Origin of the sequence: Pseudomonas sp. NFPP07 (genome assembly GCF_900115645.1) — a bacterium.
GTDB classification, from domain to species: Bacteria; Pseudomonadota; Gammaproteobacteria; order Pseudomonadales; family Pseudomonadaceae; genus Aquipseudomonas; species Aquipseudomonas chlororaphis.
This window is the reverse complement of the sequence record NZ_FOXG01000001.1, coordinates 337,582-354,688: the sequence shown is the minus strand read 5'-3', so window position 1 is coordinate 354,688 and position 17,107 is coordinate 337,582. Positions and strand designations below refer to the sequence as shown.

Here is a 17,107-nt window from a genome sequence, read left to right as displayed (position 1 = left end):
ATCCACCGCAATCTGCTTCTGTAGGAGCGAAGCTTGCTCGCGATAAGTCATGACACTCAGGTAGGGGCAGCCGGTAGCGGCTGCGGAGGATGGAGAGGGCGGCTTTTCCCCAGGCCAAAGAAAACCCCCGGCAGGCAGGGCCTGTCGGGGGTTCGGATAAGCGCCGGGAGGCGCCTATCGGCTCAGCTTATTGGCAAGCTTCGCAATCCGGCTCGTCGATGGCGCAAGCCTTCGGCACTGGAGCTGGACCGGCTGGAGCCGCCAGGACCGAGTCGTCACCGTGGTTGCCGCCGCTGGAAACAGCGTTCAGCTTGCCGGTGTTGATGGTCGACTTCTCGGTGCTGGTCGCGGCCAGGGCACGGAGGTAGTAAGTGGTTTTCAGGCCGCGGTACCAGGCCATGCGGTAGGTCACGTCGAGCTTCTTGCCCGAAGCGCCGGCGATGTACAGGTTCAGCGACTGAGCCTGGTCGATCCACTTCTGGCGGCGGCTAGCGGCGTCGACAATCCACTTGGTTTCCACTTCGAAGGCAGTCGCGTAGAGCTCCTTGAGTTCTTGCGGGATGCGCTCGATCTGCTGCACGGAACCGTCGTAGTACTTCAGGTCGTTGATCATGACCGAGTCCCACAAGCCACGAGCCTTGAGGTCGCGAACCAGGTACGGGTTGATCACGGTGAATTCGCCCGACAGGTTCGATTTCACATACAGGTTCTGGTAGGTCGGTTCGATCGACTGCGACACGCCGGTGATGTTGGCGATGGTCGCGGTCGGCGCGATGGCCATGATGTTGGAGTTACGAATACCTTTCTGTACACGGGCGCGCACCGGTGCCCAGTCCAGGGTTTCGTTCAGGTCGACATCGATGTACTTCTGGCCACGGGACTCGATCAGGATCTGTTGCGAATCCAGCGGCAGGATGCCTTTGGACCACAGCGAACCCTGGAACGTCTCGTAGGCGCCACGCTCGTCGGCCAGGTCGCAGGAAGCCTGGATCGCGTAGAAGCTCACCGCTTCCATGGACTTGTCGGCGAAGTCGACAGCGGCATCGGAACCGTAAGGGATGTGCTGCAGGTACAGCGCGTCCTGGAAGCCCATGATCCCCAGGCCGACCGGACGGTGCTTGAAGTTGGAGTTCTTCGCCTGCGGTACCGAGTAGTAGTTGATGTCGATCACGTTATCGAGCATGCGCACAGCAGTGTTCACGGTGCGTTGCAGCTTGGCGGTGTCCAGCTTGCCATCGACGATGTGGTTCGGCAGGTTGATCGAGCCCAGGTTGCAAACGGCGATCTCGTCCTTGTTGGTGTTCAAGGTGATCTCGGTGCACAGGTTCGAGCTGTGGACCACGCCCACGTGCTGCTGCGGGCTGCGCAGGTTGCACGGGTCCTTGAAGGTCAGCCAAGGGTGGCCGGTTTCGAACAGCATGGACAGCATCTTGCGCCACAGGTCTTTGGCCTGGATGGTCTTGAACAGCTTGATCTTGCCGTATTCGCACAGGGCTTCGTAGTACTCGTAGCGCTCTTCGAAGGCCTTGCCGGTCAGGTCGTGCAGGTCCGGCACTTCCGATGGCGAGAACAGGGTCCACTTGCCGTCGTCGAAGACGCGCTTCATGAACAGGTCAGGGATCCAGTTGGCGGTGTTCATGTCGTGGGTACGACGACGATCGTCACCGGTGTTCTTGCGCAGCTCGATGAACTCTTCGATGTCCATGTGCCAGGTTTCCAGGTAGGCACACACAGCGCCTTTGCGCTTGCCACCCTGGTTCACGGCTACCGCGGTGTCGTTCACCACTTTCAGGAACGGCACGACGCCCTGGGACTTGCCGTTGGTGCCCTTGATGTAGGAGCCCAGCGCACGCACTGGAGTCCAGTCGTTGCCCAGGCCGCCGGCGAATTTCGACAGCATGGCGTTGTCGTGGATGGCGCCGTAGATGCCCGACAGATCGTCCGGCACGGTGGTCAGGTAGCAGCTCGACAGCTGTGGACGCAGGGTACCGGCGTTGAACAGGGTCGGAGTCGAAGCCATGTAGTCGAAGGACGACAACAGGTTGTAGAACTCGATGGCACGGTCTTCGCGTTGTTTTTCTTCGATCGCCAGGCCCATGGCCACGCGCATGAAGAAGATCTGCGGCAGTTCGAAACGCACGCCGTCCTTGTGGATGAAGTAACGGTCGTACAGGGTCTGCAGGCCCAGGTAGGTGAACTGCTGGTCGCGCTCGTGGTTGATCGCCTTGCCGAGTTTCTCCAGGTCGAAGTCGGCCAGCACAGGGTTCAGCAGTTCGAACTCGATACCTTTGGCGACGTAGGCCGGCAGTGCCTTGGCGTACAGGTCGGCCATTTCGTGGTGAGTGGCGCTCTCGGCCACTTCCAGGAAGCTCAGGCCTTCGGCGCGCAGGGTGTCCATCAGCAGTCGGGCGGTCACGAACGAGTAGTTCGGCTCGCGCTCTACCAGGGTGCGCGCGGTCATCACCAGGGCGGTGTTGACGTCCTTGAGTGCTACGCCGTCGTAGAGGTTCTTCAGGGTTTCGCGCTGGATCAGGTCGCCGTCGACTTCTTCCAGGCCTTCGCAGGCTTCGGTGACGATGGTGTTCAGGCGGCCCATGTCCAGAGGCGCGAAGCTGCCGTCGGCGCGGGTGATGCGGATCGATGGGTGAGCCTGCACCGGCTCTTCGCCTGGGGTGCGGGTGGCGCGCTCTTTGGCGCGCGAGTCACGGTAGATCACGTAGTCGCGGGCAACTTTCTGCTCGCCGGCGCGCATCAGGGCCAGTTCGACCTGGTCCTGGATCTCTTCGATATGGATGGTGCCGCCCGAAGGCATGCGACGCTTGAAGGTGGCGGTGACCTGCTCGGTCAGGCGAGCGACGGTGTCGTGGATTCGCGACGAAGCGGCAGCGGTGCCGCCTTCAACTGCGAGAAACGCTTTGGTGATGGCGACGGTGATTTTGTCATCGGTGTAAGGAACGACAGTGCCGTTACGCTTGATCACTCGCAGTTGGCCAGGCGCGGTGGCAGACAGATCCAGGTTGGAATCGGCAGCCTGCGGCGCTTTGGCCTGCGGGTTCTCGCGAGTTGTGTCGGTTTGCATGGGTGTCTCCACGTTCTCTATGTTTGTTTGGGCACCCTTTGGGTGCCCACCGTTCCGTCCTGAAGCACTACAACCGGCGCACGCCGGGCATAACGACTTCGGGACAGTTCAGGAAGGGGGCTGTTGGCGCCGCTTCCATGCCGAAGTCATAGGTCGCGAGCCAGTGGCTCGTAACCGTATTCCTGGTGGGTGACAGTCGTGTACTGCAACACCCGTACCGTTTTCCTCGCCGTGGGCTGGAAAACCGCAGCCATCCGCACGCGCGGTTTGGCTTCTGAAAATCCGATTGGTTCCACCAAACGAGTGCAAGAAAAGCGCTTGAGTTTCTTGTCTGATTTGTGTTTGGTTTTTGGCCTGAAACCCTAGATGTAGGGTTTTTTTGCGGCCGAGCTACAAGATAATGCGTTTTTGGGGGCGATTGCAACGTACAGCCTGTGGATAAGGTTGTGCGTAAATTGTGTATGAAGCAGGTAAACCTCACGCAGGCCGCAGCAGGGCTGGATCCTACCGTTTGTCACTGTTTTTTGCCCTGCAAAACTGCCCGGGGCGGATTTTTGCGGGCGCGAACCCTATCACAAAAAAACGCCTTTACCGAGCGCATTCAGCGCCTTGTGTTCACGGCCTTTGCCGTTGCTACAATCGGGCCTTGCAGACATTGTTTTATCCATCTCACATTACAAAAAGACGGGCGGATTCTTCCGGAGCCCGTATCTGGCAAGCAGAGGTCACCGTGGAGCAAGAAGCGTGGCAGATATTGATCGTCGAGGACGATCAGCGACTGGCCGAGTTGACCTGTGAATATCTGCAGAGCAATGGATTGCGTGTCGCCATCGAAGGCAATGGCGCCCTGGCCGCGGCGCGGATCATTGCCGAACAACCCGACCTGGTGATCCTCGACCTGATGCTGCCCGGCGAGGATGGCCTGAGCATTTGCCGCAAGGTCCGCGATCGCTACGACGGGCCAATCCTGATGCTGACCGCGCGCACCGACGACATGGACCAGATACTGGGGCTGGACACCGGTGCCGACGATTACGTGTGCAAGCCGGTCCGTCCGCGCCTGTTGCTGGCCAGGATCCAGGCCCTGCTGCGGCGTAGCGAACCGGTGGAAAGCAGCGCGCCGGAGAAATCCCGGCGCCTGCAATTCGGTCCGCTGGTGGTGGACAGCGCCTTGCGCGAGGCCTGGCTGCACGATGCCGGGATCGAGTTGACCAGCGCCGAGTTCGACCTGCTCTGGCTGCTGGTGGCCAACGCCGGGCGCATTCTGTCCCGCGAGGAAATCTTCACCGCCCTGCGCGGCATCGGCTATGACGGCCAGGACCGCTCCATCGATGTGCGCATTTCGCGGATCCGCCCGAAAATCGGCGACGACCCGGAACACCCGCGGTTGATCAAGACCATCCGCAGCAAGGGTTATCTATTCGTCCCCGAAGCCGCTGCCGACCTGTCGCCGTGAACTCCATATTCCTGCGCATCTACGGCGGCATGTGCGCCGCGCTGATTCTGGTGGCGCTGTTGGGCGTACTGGCGCTGCACCTGCTCAACCAGGTGCGTAGCGAGCAATACCGCGAGCGCCTGGCCCACGGCACGTTCTCGCTGATGGCCGACAACCTGCAACCCATGAGCGAAATCGAGCGCCGCCGCGCCCTGGCAGTGTGGGAGCGCCTGTTGGGCATCCCGCTGACCCTGCAGACCTTCACCCAGACCGGTCTCGACCTCGGGCAGCGCAACCGCGTTTTGCGCGGCCAGGCCCTGGTGGAGCAGACCGGGCCTTATGCGGCGCGGGTCTATCGCCTGGTCAGCGAGTCGGAACAACTGCTGCTGACCGGCGAGGTGCAGCAGATCAGCGAACAGTTGGCGCGGGCGACTATCTATCTGCTGGCCGACGAGTTGGTGCGCTTTCCGGTGGCCGAGCAGCCAGAACGCCTGGCGGCACTGAAAAAGAACAAAGGCTTTGGCTTCGACATGCACCTGGTCACCCAGGACGACGCGGACATGGACGAGGACCAGCGTCGCCGGGTTGCCGAGGGCGATACGGTGATGGCGCTGGGCAAGGGCGGTGATTCGATCCGTGTGTTCGCAGGGATGGTGGGCACGCCCTGGGTGCTGGAAATCGGCCCGCTGTACCAGATGAATCCCTACCCGCCGCAATGGCTGGTGTTGATCGCGGTGCTGGGTCTGAGCCTGATCGGTCTGATCGTCTATTTATTAGTGCGCCAGCTGGAGCGGCGCTTGCGTGGCCTTGAGTCGGCGGCCACGCGCATTGCCAAGGGCAGCCTGGAAGCCCGGGTGCCGGCCGGTGGCGCCGATTCCGTGGGCCGGTTGGCGGCGGCCTTCAATGGCATGGCCGAGCATTTGCAGCGCTTGCTGGCAATCCAGCGCGAGCTGGTGCGCGCGGTGTCCCATGAGTTGCGCACGCCAGTGGCGCGCCTGCGTTTTGGCCTGGAGATGATCGGCTCGGCGACCACCCCGCAGGCCCGGGACAAATACATGGAGGGCATGGACAACGATATCCAGGACCTCGACCGGCTGGTGGACGAAATGCTCACCTATGCGCGGCTGGAACAGGGTTCGCCGGCGCTGAACTTCCAGCGCATCGACCTGGACGCGCTGATCAACCAGGTGATCAGCGAGCTGGCGCCGTTGCGCGCGCAGGTCAAGGTACAGCGTGGTTCGTGCCTGTCCGCGGCGGATTGCGATGGCGCCTGGGTCGAGGCTGAGCCGCGCTACCTGCATCGGGCGTTGCAGAACCTGGTGAGCAACGCCATGCGCCACGCCGAGTCGCAGGTGCTGGTCAGTTACCAGGTGGGGCAGATGCGTTGCCGGGTCGATGTCGAGGACGATGGCCCGGGGGTTCCGGAAAGCGCCTGGGAGCGGATCTTCACCCCGTTCCTGCGCCTGGATGACAGCCGTACCCGCGCTTCGGGTGGGCACGGCCTGGGGTTGTCGATCGTGCGGCGGATCATTCACTGGCACGACGGCCGGGCGTTGATCAGCAGGAGCAAGACCCTCGGCGGTGCCTGCTTCAGCCTGAGCTGGCCACGGCATCAGGATAAAGGTTGAAGGCTTGCGCTCAGGTTCGTCCGGGCATCAAGCCCGGATGCTGACCAGGCTCAGCAGTTGCCCGTCCTGCAGGGCGAATTGCGCATCCAGTTCACTGCCATTGCGCCATTCGCTGGACAGGTCCGTCAGCAGGCGCAGGCGGACCTGGCCGCTGGCCGTCCACTCCAGCACTTCGGCGTGTTCGAAATAGAAGCGTTGCCGGACGATCGGGTACAGCGCCTTGAACAGGCTTTCCTTCACCGAAAAGGTCAGGGTGACCCAGAGCGCCAGTTGTTCCCGCGGGGCGGCGGCCATGCGCTGCATTTCGGCCGGGATGAGGATTTCCCCCGCCAGGCGTTCCGCCCGTTCGCTGTTGAGCAGGTTTTCCAGGTCCATGCCCAGCCCCCGCCAATGCTCCTTGCGCGCGACAATCGCCGCGGCACGCCCGGTGCTGTGGGTGATCGAGCCGCTGATGTGCGTCGGCCAGACCGGCGCCCGGTCCTCGCCTATGGGCGGAATGCAGTCCAGGCCGTCCAGGCGTTGCAGGGCGGCGCGGGCGCAGAAGCGACCGGCGAGAAACTCGGCCTGCCGTTTCGCCACCGAACGTTGAATGCTCGCGGGCGGCTCGATGGCGCTGAGTTGGAAGTCATCGCTGGCCAGGCGCGAGGCATCGAAATGCGTGCCGAGCAGGACGACGTCCGGCAGGGCGTCGGGCAGCGGCCACTGGTCGTCGAGTGGGGTGCAGCAGGCGGGGAGGGTGGGGATGAGATTCATGCCAGGCATTTTGCCGGGTTGTAAGGCTGGAGGGTAGCCTGGCAGGCGCCGGCCTCGATGCCGCCGCCCCGGGAGTTGAGACCTCGGGGCGGTCGACGCGGGGTCAGCCGAACAGCTTCTTGAAGAATGCCTGCATATCCGCCCATGAGCGTTCATCGGCGGCCTTGCTGTAGCCGATGTCCAGCCCGCCATGTTCGCCATGGCTCATGCGGTCGGCATCCGGATTGCTGAAGCTGTGCTTGGCGCCTTCGAGGTTGACGAACTGGTAGTCGGCGCCGGCCTTGTCCATTTCTGCCTTGAAGGCGCTGACGTTATCGGCGGTGACCATGCTGTCGAGGGCGCCGTGCTCCACCAGGATTTTCGCCTTGACGCTGCCAGGAGTGGCCGGGGTGCTGGTGACCAGGGCGCCATGGAAACTCACCACGCCGAGCAGGGGCAGGCCCTGGCGCGCTGCGTCCAGCACCACCTTGCCGCCGAAGCAGTAGCCGATCGCGGCCAGCTTGGCCGGGTCGGTCTGCGGTTGTTTCTTCAGCAGGTCGAGCCCGGCCTTGAAGCGCGCGCTGGCGGCGGCACTGTCTTTCGAGGCGGCCTGCATGAAGGCCATGGCGTCTTTCGGGTGTTCGGTGTTCTTGCCGTCGCCGTACATATCGATGGACAGGGCGCTGTAGCCCAAGGCCGCAAGATCCCGGGCCCGGCGTTTGGCGTAGTCGTTCAGGCCCCACCATTCATGCACCACCACGACGCCGGGACGTGGCCCTTGCAAGCTGTCGTCATAGGCGTAGTAGCCGATGAGCCGGGTACCGTCGGGGCTCTGGTAGGGGATTTCCTGGGTCTTGATGGCTGCCTGGCTCAAGCCGCAGAAAGCCAACAACAAGCAAGCGAAAAGCGCGCGCATGGTCCGTTCTCCTTTTAAAAGACTGCCAGACAGCCTAGTCGATTTGATTCAGCCGAGGTTCAGAGTGTGTTCAGGGGGAGTTCAGGGCGGGGTCGGTAGTCTGGCTCCCGTACCCAAAAACACATAGCGAATGAGGAAACACCCCATGACTACTTTCAAGAAGATGATCCTGGCCTTCACTGTTCTCGGCGCCAGCGCTGTCGTCCAGGCCGCCGACAGCAACTTCGCCAGCCTTACCTATGGCCAGACCAGCGACAAGGTCAAGAAGTCGAGCCTGCTCAACAGCAACCTGAACAACCCGAACGCCGACGGTGTGATCGGCAAGGACAACACCTGGGGCGTGCGCCTGGGTCAGCAGAATGACCAGCACCGCTACTACGCCACCTACGACAATGTCTCCGGCTCGCACAATGGCATTAAACTGCGCCAGGAAAACCTGCTCGGCAGCTACGATGTGTTCCTGCCGGTGACCAGCAGCACCAAGCTGTTCGGCGGCGGTACCGCGGGCCTGACCAAGCTGACCCAGGATTCCCCGGGCTTCAGCCGCGACAGCGATATCGGCTATGCCGTGGGCGTGCAGGCCGGTGTCCTGCAGCAGGTTTCACAGAACACCTCGGTCGAACTGGGTTACCGTTACCTGCGCAGCAATGCCAGCACCGAGATGAGCGAGCGCAGTGGCAGCAAGCAGGGTTCGCTGAGCCTGACCAGCAGTGCCCAGACGTATCTGTCGGCCAACTACGCTTTCTAAAATATTGTCCTGGTTCTGACCGCGCCGGATCTGCCAAGGCAAGATCCGGCGTTGCCATATATACGATCAGGGCGCCTGAGCGCCCTTGGAGATGTCGAATTTTGCCTGGGAGAGCTGCATGAAACTGCTCGTCGTTGAAGATGAGGCGCTGCTGCGCCATCACTTGCAAACCCGCCTCACGGACAGCGGCCATGTGGTCGAGTCCGTGGCCAATGCCGAGGAGGCGCTGTATCAGACCGAGCAGTTCAACCATGATCTGGCGGTGATCGACCTGGGCCTGCCGGGCATGGGCGGGCTGGACTTGATCCGCCAGCTGCGCTCGCGGGGCAAGGCGTTTCCGATCCTGATCCTGACGGCACGCGGCAACTGGCAGGACAAGGTCGAAGGGCTGGCCGCCGGCGCCGACGACTATGTGGTCAAGCCCTTCCAGTTCGAGGAACTGGACGCACGCTTGAATGCGCTGCTGCGCCGCTCCAGCGGTTTCACCCAGTCGACCATCATCGCCGGCCCGCTGCTGCTCGACCTGAATCGCAAGCAGGCCTCGCTCGACGAGCAACCGCTGGCGCTGACCGCCTACGAGTACCGGATTCTCGAGTACCTCATGCGCCACCATCAGCAGGTGGTGGCCAAGGATCGGCTGATGGAGCAGCTGTACCCGGACGATGACGAGCGCGATCCGAACGTGATCGAAGTGCTGGTCGGCCGCCTGCGGCGCAAGCTGGAAGGGCCGTCGGGCTTCAAACCCATCGATACCGTGCGTGGCCTGGGTTACCTGTTCAACGAGCGCTGCCGATGATCCGATCGTTACGCCTGCGCCTGATGCTGGCGGCCACGACGCTGGCGGTGCTGTTCATGCTGGCGTTGTTGCCGGCCATGCAAGGCGCGTTCAGCCTGGCGCTGCAGGACTCCATCGAGCAGCGCCTGGCTTCCGACGTGACCACGCTGATCTCGGCGGCCCGGGTCGAGAACAATCACCTGCAAATGCCGGCGCAACTGCCGGACGAGCGCTTCAACCTGACCGACAGCCGTCTCCTGGGCTACATCTACGACCGGGAGGGGCGGCTGGTCTGGCGCTCCAAGGCGACCCAGGAAGAGAACATCAACTACAAGCCACGGTATGACGGGCGCGGCAACGAGTTCGCGCGTATCCGCGAGGTCAACGGCCAGGAGTTTTTCGTCTACGACGTCGAGGTCAAGCTGCTGGGCGGTAAAAGCGCGGCGTTCAGCATCGTCGCCTTGCAGCCGGTGCGTGAGTACCAGCTGACCCTGGAAGGGGTGCGGGAAAACCTCTACCTCGGGTTCGGCGCCGCGTTGCTGGTGCTCCTGGCGCTGCTCTGGCTCGGCCTGACCTGGGGCCTGCAGGCATTGCGCCGGCTGAGCCAGGAGCTGGACGAAATCGAGAGCGGCACCCGGCAAAGCCTCAGCGAAGAACATCCACGCGAACTGTTGCGCCTGACCGGCTCGTTGAACCGCCTGCTGCACAGCGAGCGCGAGCAACGCAGCCGTTATCGCGATTCCCTGGATGACCTGGCCCACAGCCTGAAGACCCCGCTGACGGTGTTGCAAGGGGTCAGTGAAGACATGGCCCTGCGCCCCCAGGACCGCGAACAGGCCTGGGTGTTGCAGACCCAGATCGAACGCATGAGCCAGCAGATCAGCTACCAGCTGCAGCGCGCCAGCCTGCGCAAGAGCGGCCTGGTGCGCCACCAGGTGCGTTTGCGTCCGGTGCTGAAAAGCCTGTGCGACACCCTGGACAAGGTCTATCGCGACAAACAGGTGCGGGTCTCGTTCGACTTGCCGGAGCGCTGCTATGTGCCGATCGAGCATGGAGCCTTGCTCGAATTGCTGGGCAACTTGCTGGAGAACGCCTACCGCCTGTGCCTGAGCGAGGTGCGCATCAGTGTCCGCCAAGACCTCCACGGCGCGCAGTTGTGTGTCGAGGACGACGGGCCGGGCGTGCCGCCGGACCAGCGGGCGCGGATTCTCCAGCGCGGCGAACGGCTGGATCGCCAGCATCCGGGGCAGGGGATCGGCCTGGCGGTGGTCAAGGACATCATCGACAGCTACGGCGCGCAACTGACCCTTGGCGATTCCACCCTGGGCGGGGCGGCGTTCCGTATTCACTTCCCGGTAATTTGATCAGGGCGCTCAGGTTTCCTGGGCGCGGTAGGCGCCCGGGGTCAGCCCGGTCCACTTCTTGAACGCGCGGTGAAAGGCCGATGGCTCGGAAAAGCCGGTCTGCTCGGCGATCTGTTGCAACGACAGGTCGGCCCGACGCAGATGGTAGATGGCGATATCGCGCCGCAACTGATCCTTCAACTCCTGAAAGCTCGTGCCTTCTTCGCGCAAGTGCCGGCGCAGGGTCTGCGGGCTGATGTGCAGGTGCTGGGCGATGCTTTCCAGGTCCGGCCAATGGTTGCTGTCGCGGCTGAGCAGGCGGCGCAGCTGGCTGCTCAGGCTGTCGCCGTCGTCCGGGCGGGCCAGCAGGTCGGCGGGGGAGCGTTCAAGGAAGTGCTTGAGGGTTCGTTCGTCCTGCAGCAGCGGCATGCTCAGGTAGCGGCTGTGGAACAGCAGGCTGCTGCAGTCGCGGGAAAACACCAGGGGGCAGGGGAACAGCAGGTCGTATTCGTTGCCGTGCTCGGGTTTCGGGTAGCTGAAACAGGCCTGTTCGAGGCGGATGCGCTGGCCGATCAACCAACTGCCGAGGCGATGCCAGATCACCAGCAGGCTCTCGCTGAGGAAGTGGTCCGGGTCCCACAGCGCGGCGTCGTCCAGGCTCAGGCGGGTCATGTCCCCTTCGCGCGTCAGGCTCAGCCGCGGTGCCTGGGGGAACAGGCTATAGAACAGCAGGCCGCGCTGCAGGGCCTTCTCCAGGTTGCTGCAGTGGATCAGGGCGTGGCACATCATGGCGAAGGTGCCGCGCTTGCTCGGGCCGTCGCCAAACCCCAGGTACTCGTCATCGAGGACTTGCCAGAGCTGTTGCAGCAGGCTGGCGAACTGCTCGGGGGCGATACGGGCCTTGGGTTCGTTGAGCAGTTCGAGGCTGATGCCCAGGGTCTGCAGCAACTCCGAACAGTCGTAGCCCCGCCGACGCGCCCCGCCCAGGGCGGCGCGGGCGAAATGACTGGCGATGGTGCGTTCGCGCATGAAGGTTGATCCGTCCATTAAGTGGCGGATGTTAACAGCCGACAACGACTGGGCAAGGCGGATATCCGCCAAATTGTAGGACGAGCGTCGGGCGATGGGCGGAAATCCGCCACTTCATGTAGGGACAGGGAGAGCGAGGGCGAGCGCAAACCCTGATGTCCAAAGGCCTTCAGGGTTTTTGGGCAAGCTGGCACGGGCTTTGCGATAGCGAGCAAGGAGAAGGGAGCAGCGAAAGGTGTTCCCCGCAGCTCTACACAACAAATCCCTCCAGTGCAGGAGGGTTCGCACTTTAGGCGTCGTGTGCATCGATGGATGGTGTGCAACGGTGCTCTTGAGGAACTTTGCAATGACGACTCGTCAGCCACTGTACAAATCCCTGTATTTCCAGGTGATCGTTGCCATCGCCATCGGCATCCTGCTCGGTCACTTCTACCCGCAGACCGGTGTGGCCCTCAAGCCGCTGGGTGACGGGTTCATCAAACTGATCAAGATGGTCATCGCGCCCATCATCTTCTGTACGGTTGTCAGCGGTATCGCGGGCATGCAGAACATGAAATCGGTGGGCAAGACCGGTGGCTACGCGCTGCTGTACTTCGAAATCGTTTCGACCATCGCGCTGCTGATCGGCCTGGTCGTGGTCAACGTGGTGCAGCCGGGCAACGGCATGCACATCGACGTGTCCACCCTGGATGCCTCGAAAGTGGCGGCCTACGTCACCGCCGGCAAGGATCAGAGCATCGTCGGCTTCATCCTCAACGTCATTCCGAACACCATCGTCGGCGCCTTCGCCAACGGCGACATCCTGCAAGTGCTGATGTTCTCGGTGATCTTCGGTTTCGCCCTGCACCGCCTGGGTGCCTATGGCAAGCCGGTGCTGGACTTCATCGACCGTTTCGCCCATGTGATGTTCAACATCATCAACATGATCATGAAGCTCGCGCCGATCGGTGCGCTGGGTGCCATGGCCTTCACCATCGGCGCCTACGGCGTGGGTTCGCTGGTGCAGCTGGGCCAGCTGATGATCTGCTTCTACATCACCTGCGTGCTGTTCGTGCTGGTGGTGCTGGGCGCCATCTGCCGCGCCCACGGTTTCAGTGTGTTGAAGCTGATCCGCTACATCCGTGAAGAGCTGCTGATCGTACTGGGTACTTCCTCGTCTGAATCGGCCCTGCCACGCATGCTGATCAAGATGGAACGCCTGGGCGCGAAGAAGTCGGTAGTGGGCCTGGTGATCCCGACCGGTTACTCCTTCAACCTCGACGGTACTTCGATCTACCTGACCATGGCGGCCGTGTTCATCGCCCAGGCGACCGACACCCACATGGACATCACTCACCAGATCACCCTGCTGCTGGTGCTGCTGCTGTCCTCCAAAGGCGCCGCGGGCGTGACCGGTAGCGGCTTCATCGTGCTGGCGGCGACCCTGTCGGCCGTGGGTCACCTGCCGGTGGCCGGCCTGGCGCTGATCCTGGGTATCGACCGCTTCATGTCCGAAGCCCGCGCGCTGACCAACCTGGTGGGTAACGCGGTAGCCACCGTAGTGGTCGCCAAGTGGGTCAAGGAGCTGGACGAAGACCAGTTGCAGGCCGAGCTGGCTTCCGGTGGTCGTGCTATCAGCGACACTCGCGAAGAAGATGACCTGGGCGTTGCCGAAGGCCCAACCCCGACGTCCGTGAAGTAACTTCATCGCGTCGATGAAAAACCCGCTGCGGCGGGTTTTTTCATGCCCGGGGTTTGAGCGCAACGGTCAGCCCGGGTGGCGCTTGCGGTGATTGCCGGGCCTCGAGACGCTGCCTACTCTGTGGGCAGTCAATCGGCAAGGGAGGGTGCTCATGCAAGGGCCACTGGCGTCACTCAAGGTACTGGATTTCTCCACGCTGCTGCCGGGGCCGTTCGCCTCCTTGCTGCTGGCGGACATGGGCGCCGAGGTGCTGCGCATCGAATCGCCGACCCGAATGGACCTGTTGCGGGTGCTGCCGCCCCACGATCAGGGCGTTTCCGCCAGCCATGCCTACCTCAATCGCAATAAGCGCAGTCTGGCGCTGGACCTCAAGCAGCCCGAGGCGCTGGAGGTGATCCGCCAACTGGTGCTGGAGTACGACATCGTCCTGGAGCAGTTCCGCCCCGGGGTGATGGAGCGCCTGGGGCTGGGCTACGAGGCGCTGAAGGCGCTGAACCCGAAGCTGATCTATGTCTCGATCACCGGTTACGGCCAGACCGGCCCGTACCGGGACCGCGCCGGCCACGACATCAATTACCTGGCCCTGGCGGGCCTGGCCAGCTACACCGGGCGCAAGGACAGCGGGCCGCTGCCCCTGGGCATCCAGGCGGCGGATATCGCCGGCGGTTCGCTGCATGGGGTCATCGGCCTGCTCGCGGCGGTGATTGCCCGCCAGCACAGCGGCCTGGGGCAGCACCTGGACGTGAGCATGACCGATTGCGTGTTCAGCCTGAACGCCATGGCCGGGGCCGGCTACCTGGCGTGCGGGATCGAACCCGCGGCGGAGCAGCAGGTGCTCAATGGCGGCAGCTTCTATGACTATTACCGCAGTCGGGATGGTCGCTGGCTGTCGGTGGGCAGCCTGGAGCCGCCGTTCATGCAGGCGCTGTGCAAGGCCCTGGGGCGTCCGGAACTGGCGGCCCAGGGGCTGTCACCGCAGCCGGAACAACAGCAGGCGCTCAAGCAGGCCTTGCAGGTCGAGTTCGAGAAGCACGATTTTGCCGAGCTCTGCGAGTTGTTTGCCGCGGTCGACGCCTGCGTCGAACCGGTGCTGGGCCTGGCGGAGGCGGTGGCGCATCCGCAGCTGCAGGCACGGCAACTGGTCAGCCAGGTGCCGCGTGGCGATGGCAGCTACCAGGCGCAGATGGCCTGTCCGTTGAAGTTTTCCCAGGGGCTGCCGGAGCCTCGGCATATCGGGGCGGAACTGGGCGCCCATAGCGACCAGGTGCTTGTCGAGCTGGGTTACAGCGCGCAGCGCATCGCTGAGCTACGCCAGGGCCGGGTCATCCTGTAGGGCGCCAGGGCCGGGTTCACTCCACCCGCATCTCGCCACTGAACACCAGGGTGTGCCGGCAACGCCGGCACAGATAACGCCGGCCCTGGGCGACCAGGCGGTGGCGCTGGGCGGAAAACGGGAAATCGTTGTCGCAGGGGCAGCGGTAGATGTAGCGGGTCACGCTGCGGCGCTGGATCTCGTAGGTGTGGCAGCGATTGGGCGGCAGTTCGTACACGCCGCGCATGATCAGTTGCCATTCTTCGCCGTGGGGCTGAATGCGCTCGCCGAACAGTTGGTGGGCGATCAGGTGCGCGACTTCATGGGCCACGGTCTGTTTGAGGAAGTCTTCGGTGTTTTCCCGGTACAGCTGCGGGTTGAAGCGCAGCAGGTTCTCGTGCAGGTGGGCGACACCGGCTTTCTGGCCGCGCAACTTGAGGCTGACCACCGGGCGTTTGAAAGGTCGTTTGAAAAAGGATTCAGCGAGTTGGAAACAGTCTTCGACGCGGGTATTGAGTTGCTCGGGCATGCTTAACGGCTCTCCAGAGCGGGTGAGTATGCCGCAAAGCCGATGCATTCCGAATCGTCCAGGCGCCGAATGGTCGTTGCGCAGATTAGAAGGCCGCCTTGCGGCGGCCTGTGTTGGCAGATTGTGTTGGTTTTTTGAGCGACGTCAGTTGGTGTAAACGGGGCCGACGCCAAGACCCCAGACGATCACGGTGAACGCCATGATCGCGACCAGCACCACCAGCCCAACGGCTAGTACGGAGCTTGAGAACAGGAAACCTTCGTCCGAGGGAATGTTCATGAAGGTCGGCAACCCGACATACAGCAGGTAGACGGTGTAGCAGATGGCGGCCGTGCCGACGATCATGCCGAGCCACATGTGCGGATACAGCGCCGCCAGGCCGCCGATGAACAGGGGCGTCGCGGTATAGGTGGCGAACGCGATGCAGCGCGCCAGGCTCGGGCTGGCGTCGTAGGTGCGGGCCATCCAGTGGACGAAGGCGCCCATGACCGCGACCCCGCCCAGCATCGCCAGGTACGACATGATGGTCATCCACAGCGCGCTTTCCATGGTCAGCATGACCGGTGCTCGATTGCCGATGACCCAACCGACCTGGGTGGTGCCGATAAACGCCGAAATTGCCGGAATCGCCGCGAGAATCAGCGTGTGGGTGAGGTACATGTGGCTGATGCTTTCTTCTTCGTCGCCACGTATTTCTCGCCATTCCTGATCGGGGTGGGTGAAGAGTCCCACGACATGATGAATCATAGTCAGTCACTCCTTTGTTATTGCCATCGCCCCCCAATGGAGCGCCTACGGGCCAGCGGCCAAGTAAGTAAAGGTCTGAATACGTGTGCGACCTTATGTCGCAGTATAGAAAGGACTGCCTTGCAAAAGGCGCAGGCGTTAGAGCAAATCGCGCTGTCGACGCGACTGGTAATCGCATTCGGCGATTTGATCGGTCGGCTGGCGCCTGGCGCTTCGCCCGCGCGCGGTTTTTGCGTAAAATGACCGGCTTTTCGTCACACACCGCGGATTTCAAGCGCCATGGGCACTCTTACGGTCAACCAGAACAAACTGCAGAAACGCTTGCGCCGCCAGGCCGGGGAAGCGGTCGCCGACTTCAACATGATCGAAGACGGCGACAAGGTCATGGTCTGCCTGTCCGGCGGCAAGGACAGCTACACCATGCTCGACGTGCTGATGCACCTGCAGAAGGTTGCACCGATCAAGTTCGACATCGTCGCCGTGAATATGGACCAGAAGCAGCCCGGGTTCCCCGAGCACGTATTGCCGGCCTACCTCGAGACGTTGGGGGTGGAATACCACATCGTCGAGAAGGACACCTATTCGGTGGTCAAGGAGCTGATACCGGAAGGCAAGACCACCTGTTCGCTGTGTTCGCGCTTGCGTCGCGGCACCCTGTACACCTTCGCCGACGAGATCGGCGCGACCAAGATGGCCCTGGGTCACCACCGGGACGACATCGTCGAGACCTTCTTCCTCAACATGTTCTACAACGGCTCGCTCAAGGCCATGCCGCCCAAACTGCGGGCCGACGACGGGCGTAATGTGGTGATCCGCCCCCTGGCCTATTGCAGCGAGAAGGACATCCAGGCCTATTCCGACCTCAAGCAGTTCCCGATCATCCCGTGCAACCTCTGCGGCTCCCAGGAAAACCTGCAGCGCCAGGTGGTCAAGGAAATGCTCCAGGAATGGGAACGCAAGACCCCGGGCCGTACCGAAAGCATTTTCCGCGGCCTGCAGAACGTGGTGCCGTCGCAGCTGGCGGACCGCAACCTGTTCGACTTCACCAGCCTGAAGATCGATGAAACCGCGGCTTCGCGTTTCGTCAATGTGGTGAACCTCTGAGTCGTCTCGCGGCTCTGTATCGTGGAATCACGGCGCTCCTTCGAGCGCC

14 protein-coding genes are annotated in these 17,107 nt (G+C 62.7%); 8 read left to right on the top strand and 6 right to left on the bottom strand.

Translation table 11 applies throughout. The annotated features are described in order from the left end of the window. Positions 1-187: 187 nt before the first annotated feature. Positions 188-3,079, bottom strand: a complete 2,892-nt coding sequence (locus tag BM019_RS01645) for a ribonucleoside-diphosphate reductase subunit alpha (RefSeq protein WP_062824963.1) — start codon at positions 3,077-3,079, stop codon at positions 188-190. Between the two features lie 730 nt (positions 3,080-3,809). Here BM019_RS01645 and BM019_RS01640 point away from each other — a divergent pair. Continuing rightward, positions 3,810-4,535, top strand: coding sequence for a winged helix-turn-helix domain-containing protein (locus BM019_RS01640; protein ID WP_062824964.1), 726 nt, complete (start codon positions 3,810-3,812; stop codon positions 4,533-4,535). Next, the gene (locus tag BM019_RS01635; protein WP_092417459.1) at positions 4,532-6,142 is read left to right on the top strand and encodes an ATP-binding protein; all 1,611 of its coding nucleotides are present in this window, start codon (positions 4,532-4,534) and stop codon (positions 6,140-6,142) included. The genes BM019_RS01640 and BM019_RS01635 overlap by 4 nt, the downstream gene beginning before the upstream one ends. A gap of 27 nt (positions 6,143-6,169) precedes the next feature. On the opposite strand, the gene BM019_RS01630 is transcribed toward BM019_RS01635, so the two are convergent. Beyond that, positions 6,170-6,895, bottom strand: a complete 726-nt coding sequence (locus tag BM019_RS01630; protein WP_092417458.1) for a 4'-phosphopantetheinyl transferase family protein — start codon at positions 6,893-6,895, stop codon at positions 6,170-6,172. A gap of 103 nt (positions 6,896-6,998) precedes the next feature. Beyond that, entirely contained in the window at positions 6,999-7,790 is a 792-nt protein-coding gene (locus BM019_RS01625; RefSeq protein ID WP_092417457.1) for a dienelactone hydrolase family protein, read from the bottom strand. 145 nt (positions 7,791-7,935) lie between these two features. Between BM019_RS01625 and BM019_RS01620 the strand changes: the two genes are divergently transcribed. The 3 genes from BM019_RS01620 to BM019_RS01610 all read left to right on the top strand — a co-directional run bounded on the left by BM019_RS01620 (position 7,936) and on the right by BM019_RS01610 (position 10,677). After that, on the top strand, positions 7,936-8,538 hold the full coding sequence (locus BM019_RS01620; RefSeq protein WP_007931772.1) for a hypothetical protein: 603 nt from the start codon (positions 7,936-7,938) through the stop codon (positions 8,536-8,538). Positions 8,539-8,656: 118 nt separating this feature from the next. After that, positions 8,657-9,334 (top strand): response regulator, encoded by a 678-nt coding sequence (locus BM019_RS01615; protein ID WP_007931776.1) that lies wholly within the window; start codon positions 8,657-8,659, stop codon positions 9,332-9,334. Next, complete coding sequence (locus BM019_RS01610; RefSeq protein ID WP_009045131.1) at positions 9,331-10,677, top strand: ATP-binding protein; 1,347 nt, start codon at positions 9,331-9,333, stop codon at positions 10,675-10,677. Before BM019_RS01615 ends, BM019_RS01610 begins: the two co-directional genes overlap by 4 nt. Before the next feature lie 9 nt (positions 10,678-10,686). Here the strand turns inward: BM019_RS01610 and BM019_RS01605 are convergent, their stop codons facing one another. Then, positions 10,687-11,685 carry an AraC family transcriptional regulator gene (locus tag BM019_RS01605; RefSeq protein WP_085531918.1) on the bottom strand — a complete coding sequence of 333 codons (999 nt, stop codon included), beginning with the start codon at positions 11,683-11,685 and terminating at the stop codon, positions 10,687-10,689. Between the two features lie 346 nt (positions 11,686-12,031). On the opposite strand from BM019_RS01605, the gene BM019_RS01600 reads away from it, so the two are divergent. Next, on the top strand, positions 12,032-13,366 hold the full coding sequence (locus BM019_RS01600) for a dicarboxylate/amino acid:cation symporter (RefSeq protein ID WP_007931783.1): 1,335 nt from the start codon (positions 12,032-12,034) through the stop codon (positions 13,364-13,366). 151 nt (positions 13,367-13,517) lie between these two features. Beyond that, complete coding sequence (locus BM019_RS01595; protein ID WP_092417456.1) at positions 13,518-14,699, top strand: CaiB/BaiF CoA transferase family protein; 1,182 nt, start codon at positions 13,518-13,520, stop codon at positions 14,697-14,699. A 16-nt stretch (positions 14,700-14,715) separates the two neighbouring features. Here the strand turns inward: BM019_RS01595 and BM019_RS01590 are convergent, their stop codons facing one another. Continuing rightward, a complete protein-coding gene (locus BM019_RS01590; RefSeq protein WP_007931787.1) occupies positions 14,716-15,207 on the bottom strand; it encodes a SprT family zinc-dependent metalloprotease in 492 nt (163 codons plus the stop codon). A 144-nt stretch (positions 15,208-15,351) separates the two neighbouring features. After that, entirely contained in the window at positions 15,352-15,954 is a 603-nt protein-coding gene (locus tag BM019_RS01585; protein WP_007931790.1) for a Yip1 family protein, read from the bottom strand. Between the two features lie 279 nt (positions 15,955-16,233). Here BM019_RS01585 and ttcA point away from each other — a divergent pair, with 279 nt between their 5' ends. Next, entirely contained in the window at positions 16,234-17,058 is an 825-nt protein-coding gene (gene ttcA, locus BM019_RS01580; RefSeq protein WP_007931792.1) for a tRNA 2-thiocytidine(32) synthetase TtcA, read from the top strand. Positions 17,059-17,107: the final 49 nt, after the last annotated feature.

Excerpts from the sequence above, each read along its gene's own strand:
- BM019_RS01620 (WP_007931772.1), top strand. The coding sequence starts at position 7,936 with ATGACTACTTTCAAGAAGATGATCCTGGCCTTCACTGTTCTCGGCGCC.
- BM019_RS01630 (WP_092417458.1), bottom strand. The coding sequence starts at position 6,895 with ATGAATCTCATCCCCACCCTCCCCGCCTGCTGCACCCCACTCGACGAC.
- BM019_RS01615 (WP_007931776.1), top strand. The coding sequence starts at position 8,657 with ATGAAACTGCTCGTCGTTGAAGATGAGGCGCTGCTGCGCCATCACTTG.
- ttcA (WP_007931792.1), top strand. The coding sequence starts at position 16,234 with ATGGGCACTCTTACGGTCAACCAGAACAAACTGCAGAAACGCTTGCGC.
- BM019_RS01610 (WP_009045131.1), top strand. The coding sequence starts at position 9,331 with ATGATCCGATCGTTACGCCTGCGCCTGATGCTGGCGGCCACGACGCTG.
- BM019_RS01600 (WP_007931783.1), top strand. The coding sequence starts at position 12,032 with ATGACGACTCGTCAGCCACTGTACAAATCCCTGTATTTCCAGGTGATC.
- BM019_RS01585 (WP_007931790.1), bottom strand. The coding sequence starts at position 15,954 with ATGATTCATCATGTCGTGGGACTCTTCACCCACCCCGATCAGGAATGG.
- BM019_RS01590 (WP_007931787.1), bottom strand. The coding sequence starts at position 15,207 with ATGCCCGAGCAACTCAATACCCGCGTCGAAGACTGTTTCCAACTCGCT.
- BM019_RS01605 (WP_085531918.1), bottom strand. The coding sequence starts at position 11,685 with ATGCGCGAACGCACCATCGCCAGTCATTTCGCCCGCGCCGCCCTGGGC.
- BM019_RS01625 (WP_092417457.1), bottom strand. The coding sequence starts at position 7,790 with ATGCGCGCGCTTTTCGCTTGCTTGTTGTTGGCTTTCTGCGGCTTGAGC.
- BM019_RS01645 (WP_062824963.1), bottom strand. The coding sequence starts at position 3,079 with ATGCAAACCGACACAACTCGCGAGAACCCGCAGGCCAAAGCGCCGCAG.
- BM019_RS01595 (WP_092417456.1), top strand. The coding sequence starts at position 13,518 with ATGCAAGGGCCACTGGCGTCACTCAAGGTACTGGATTTCTCCACGCTG.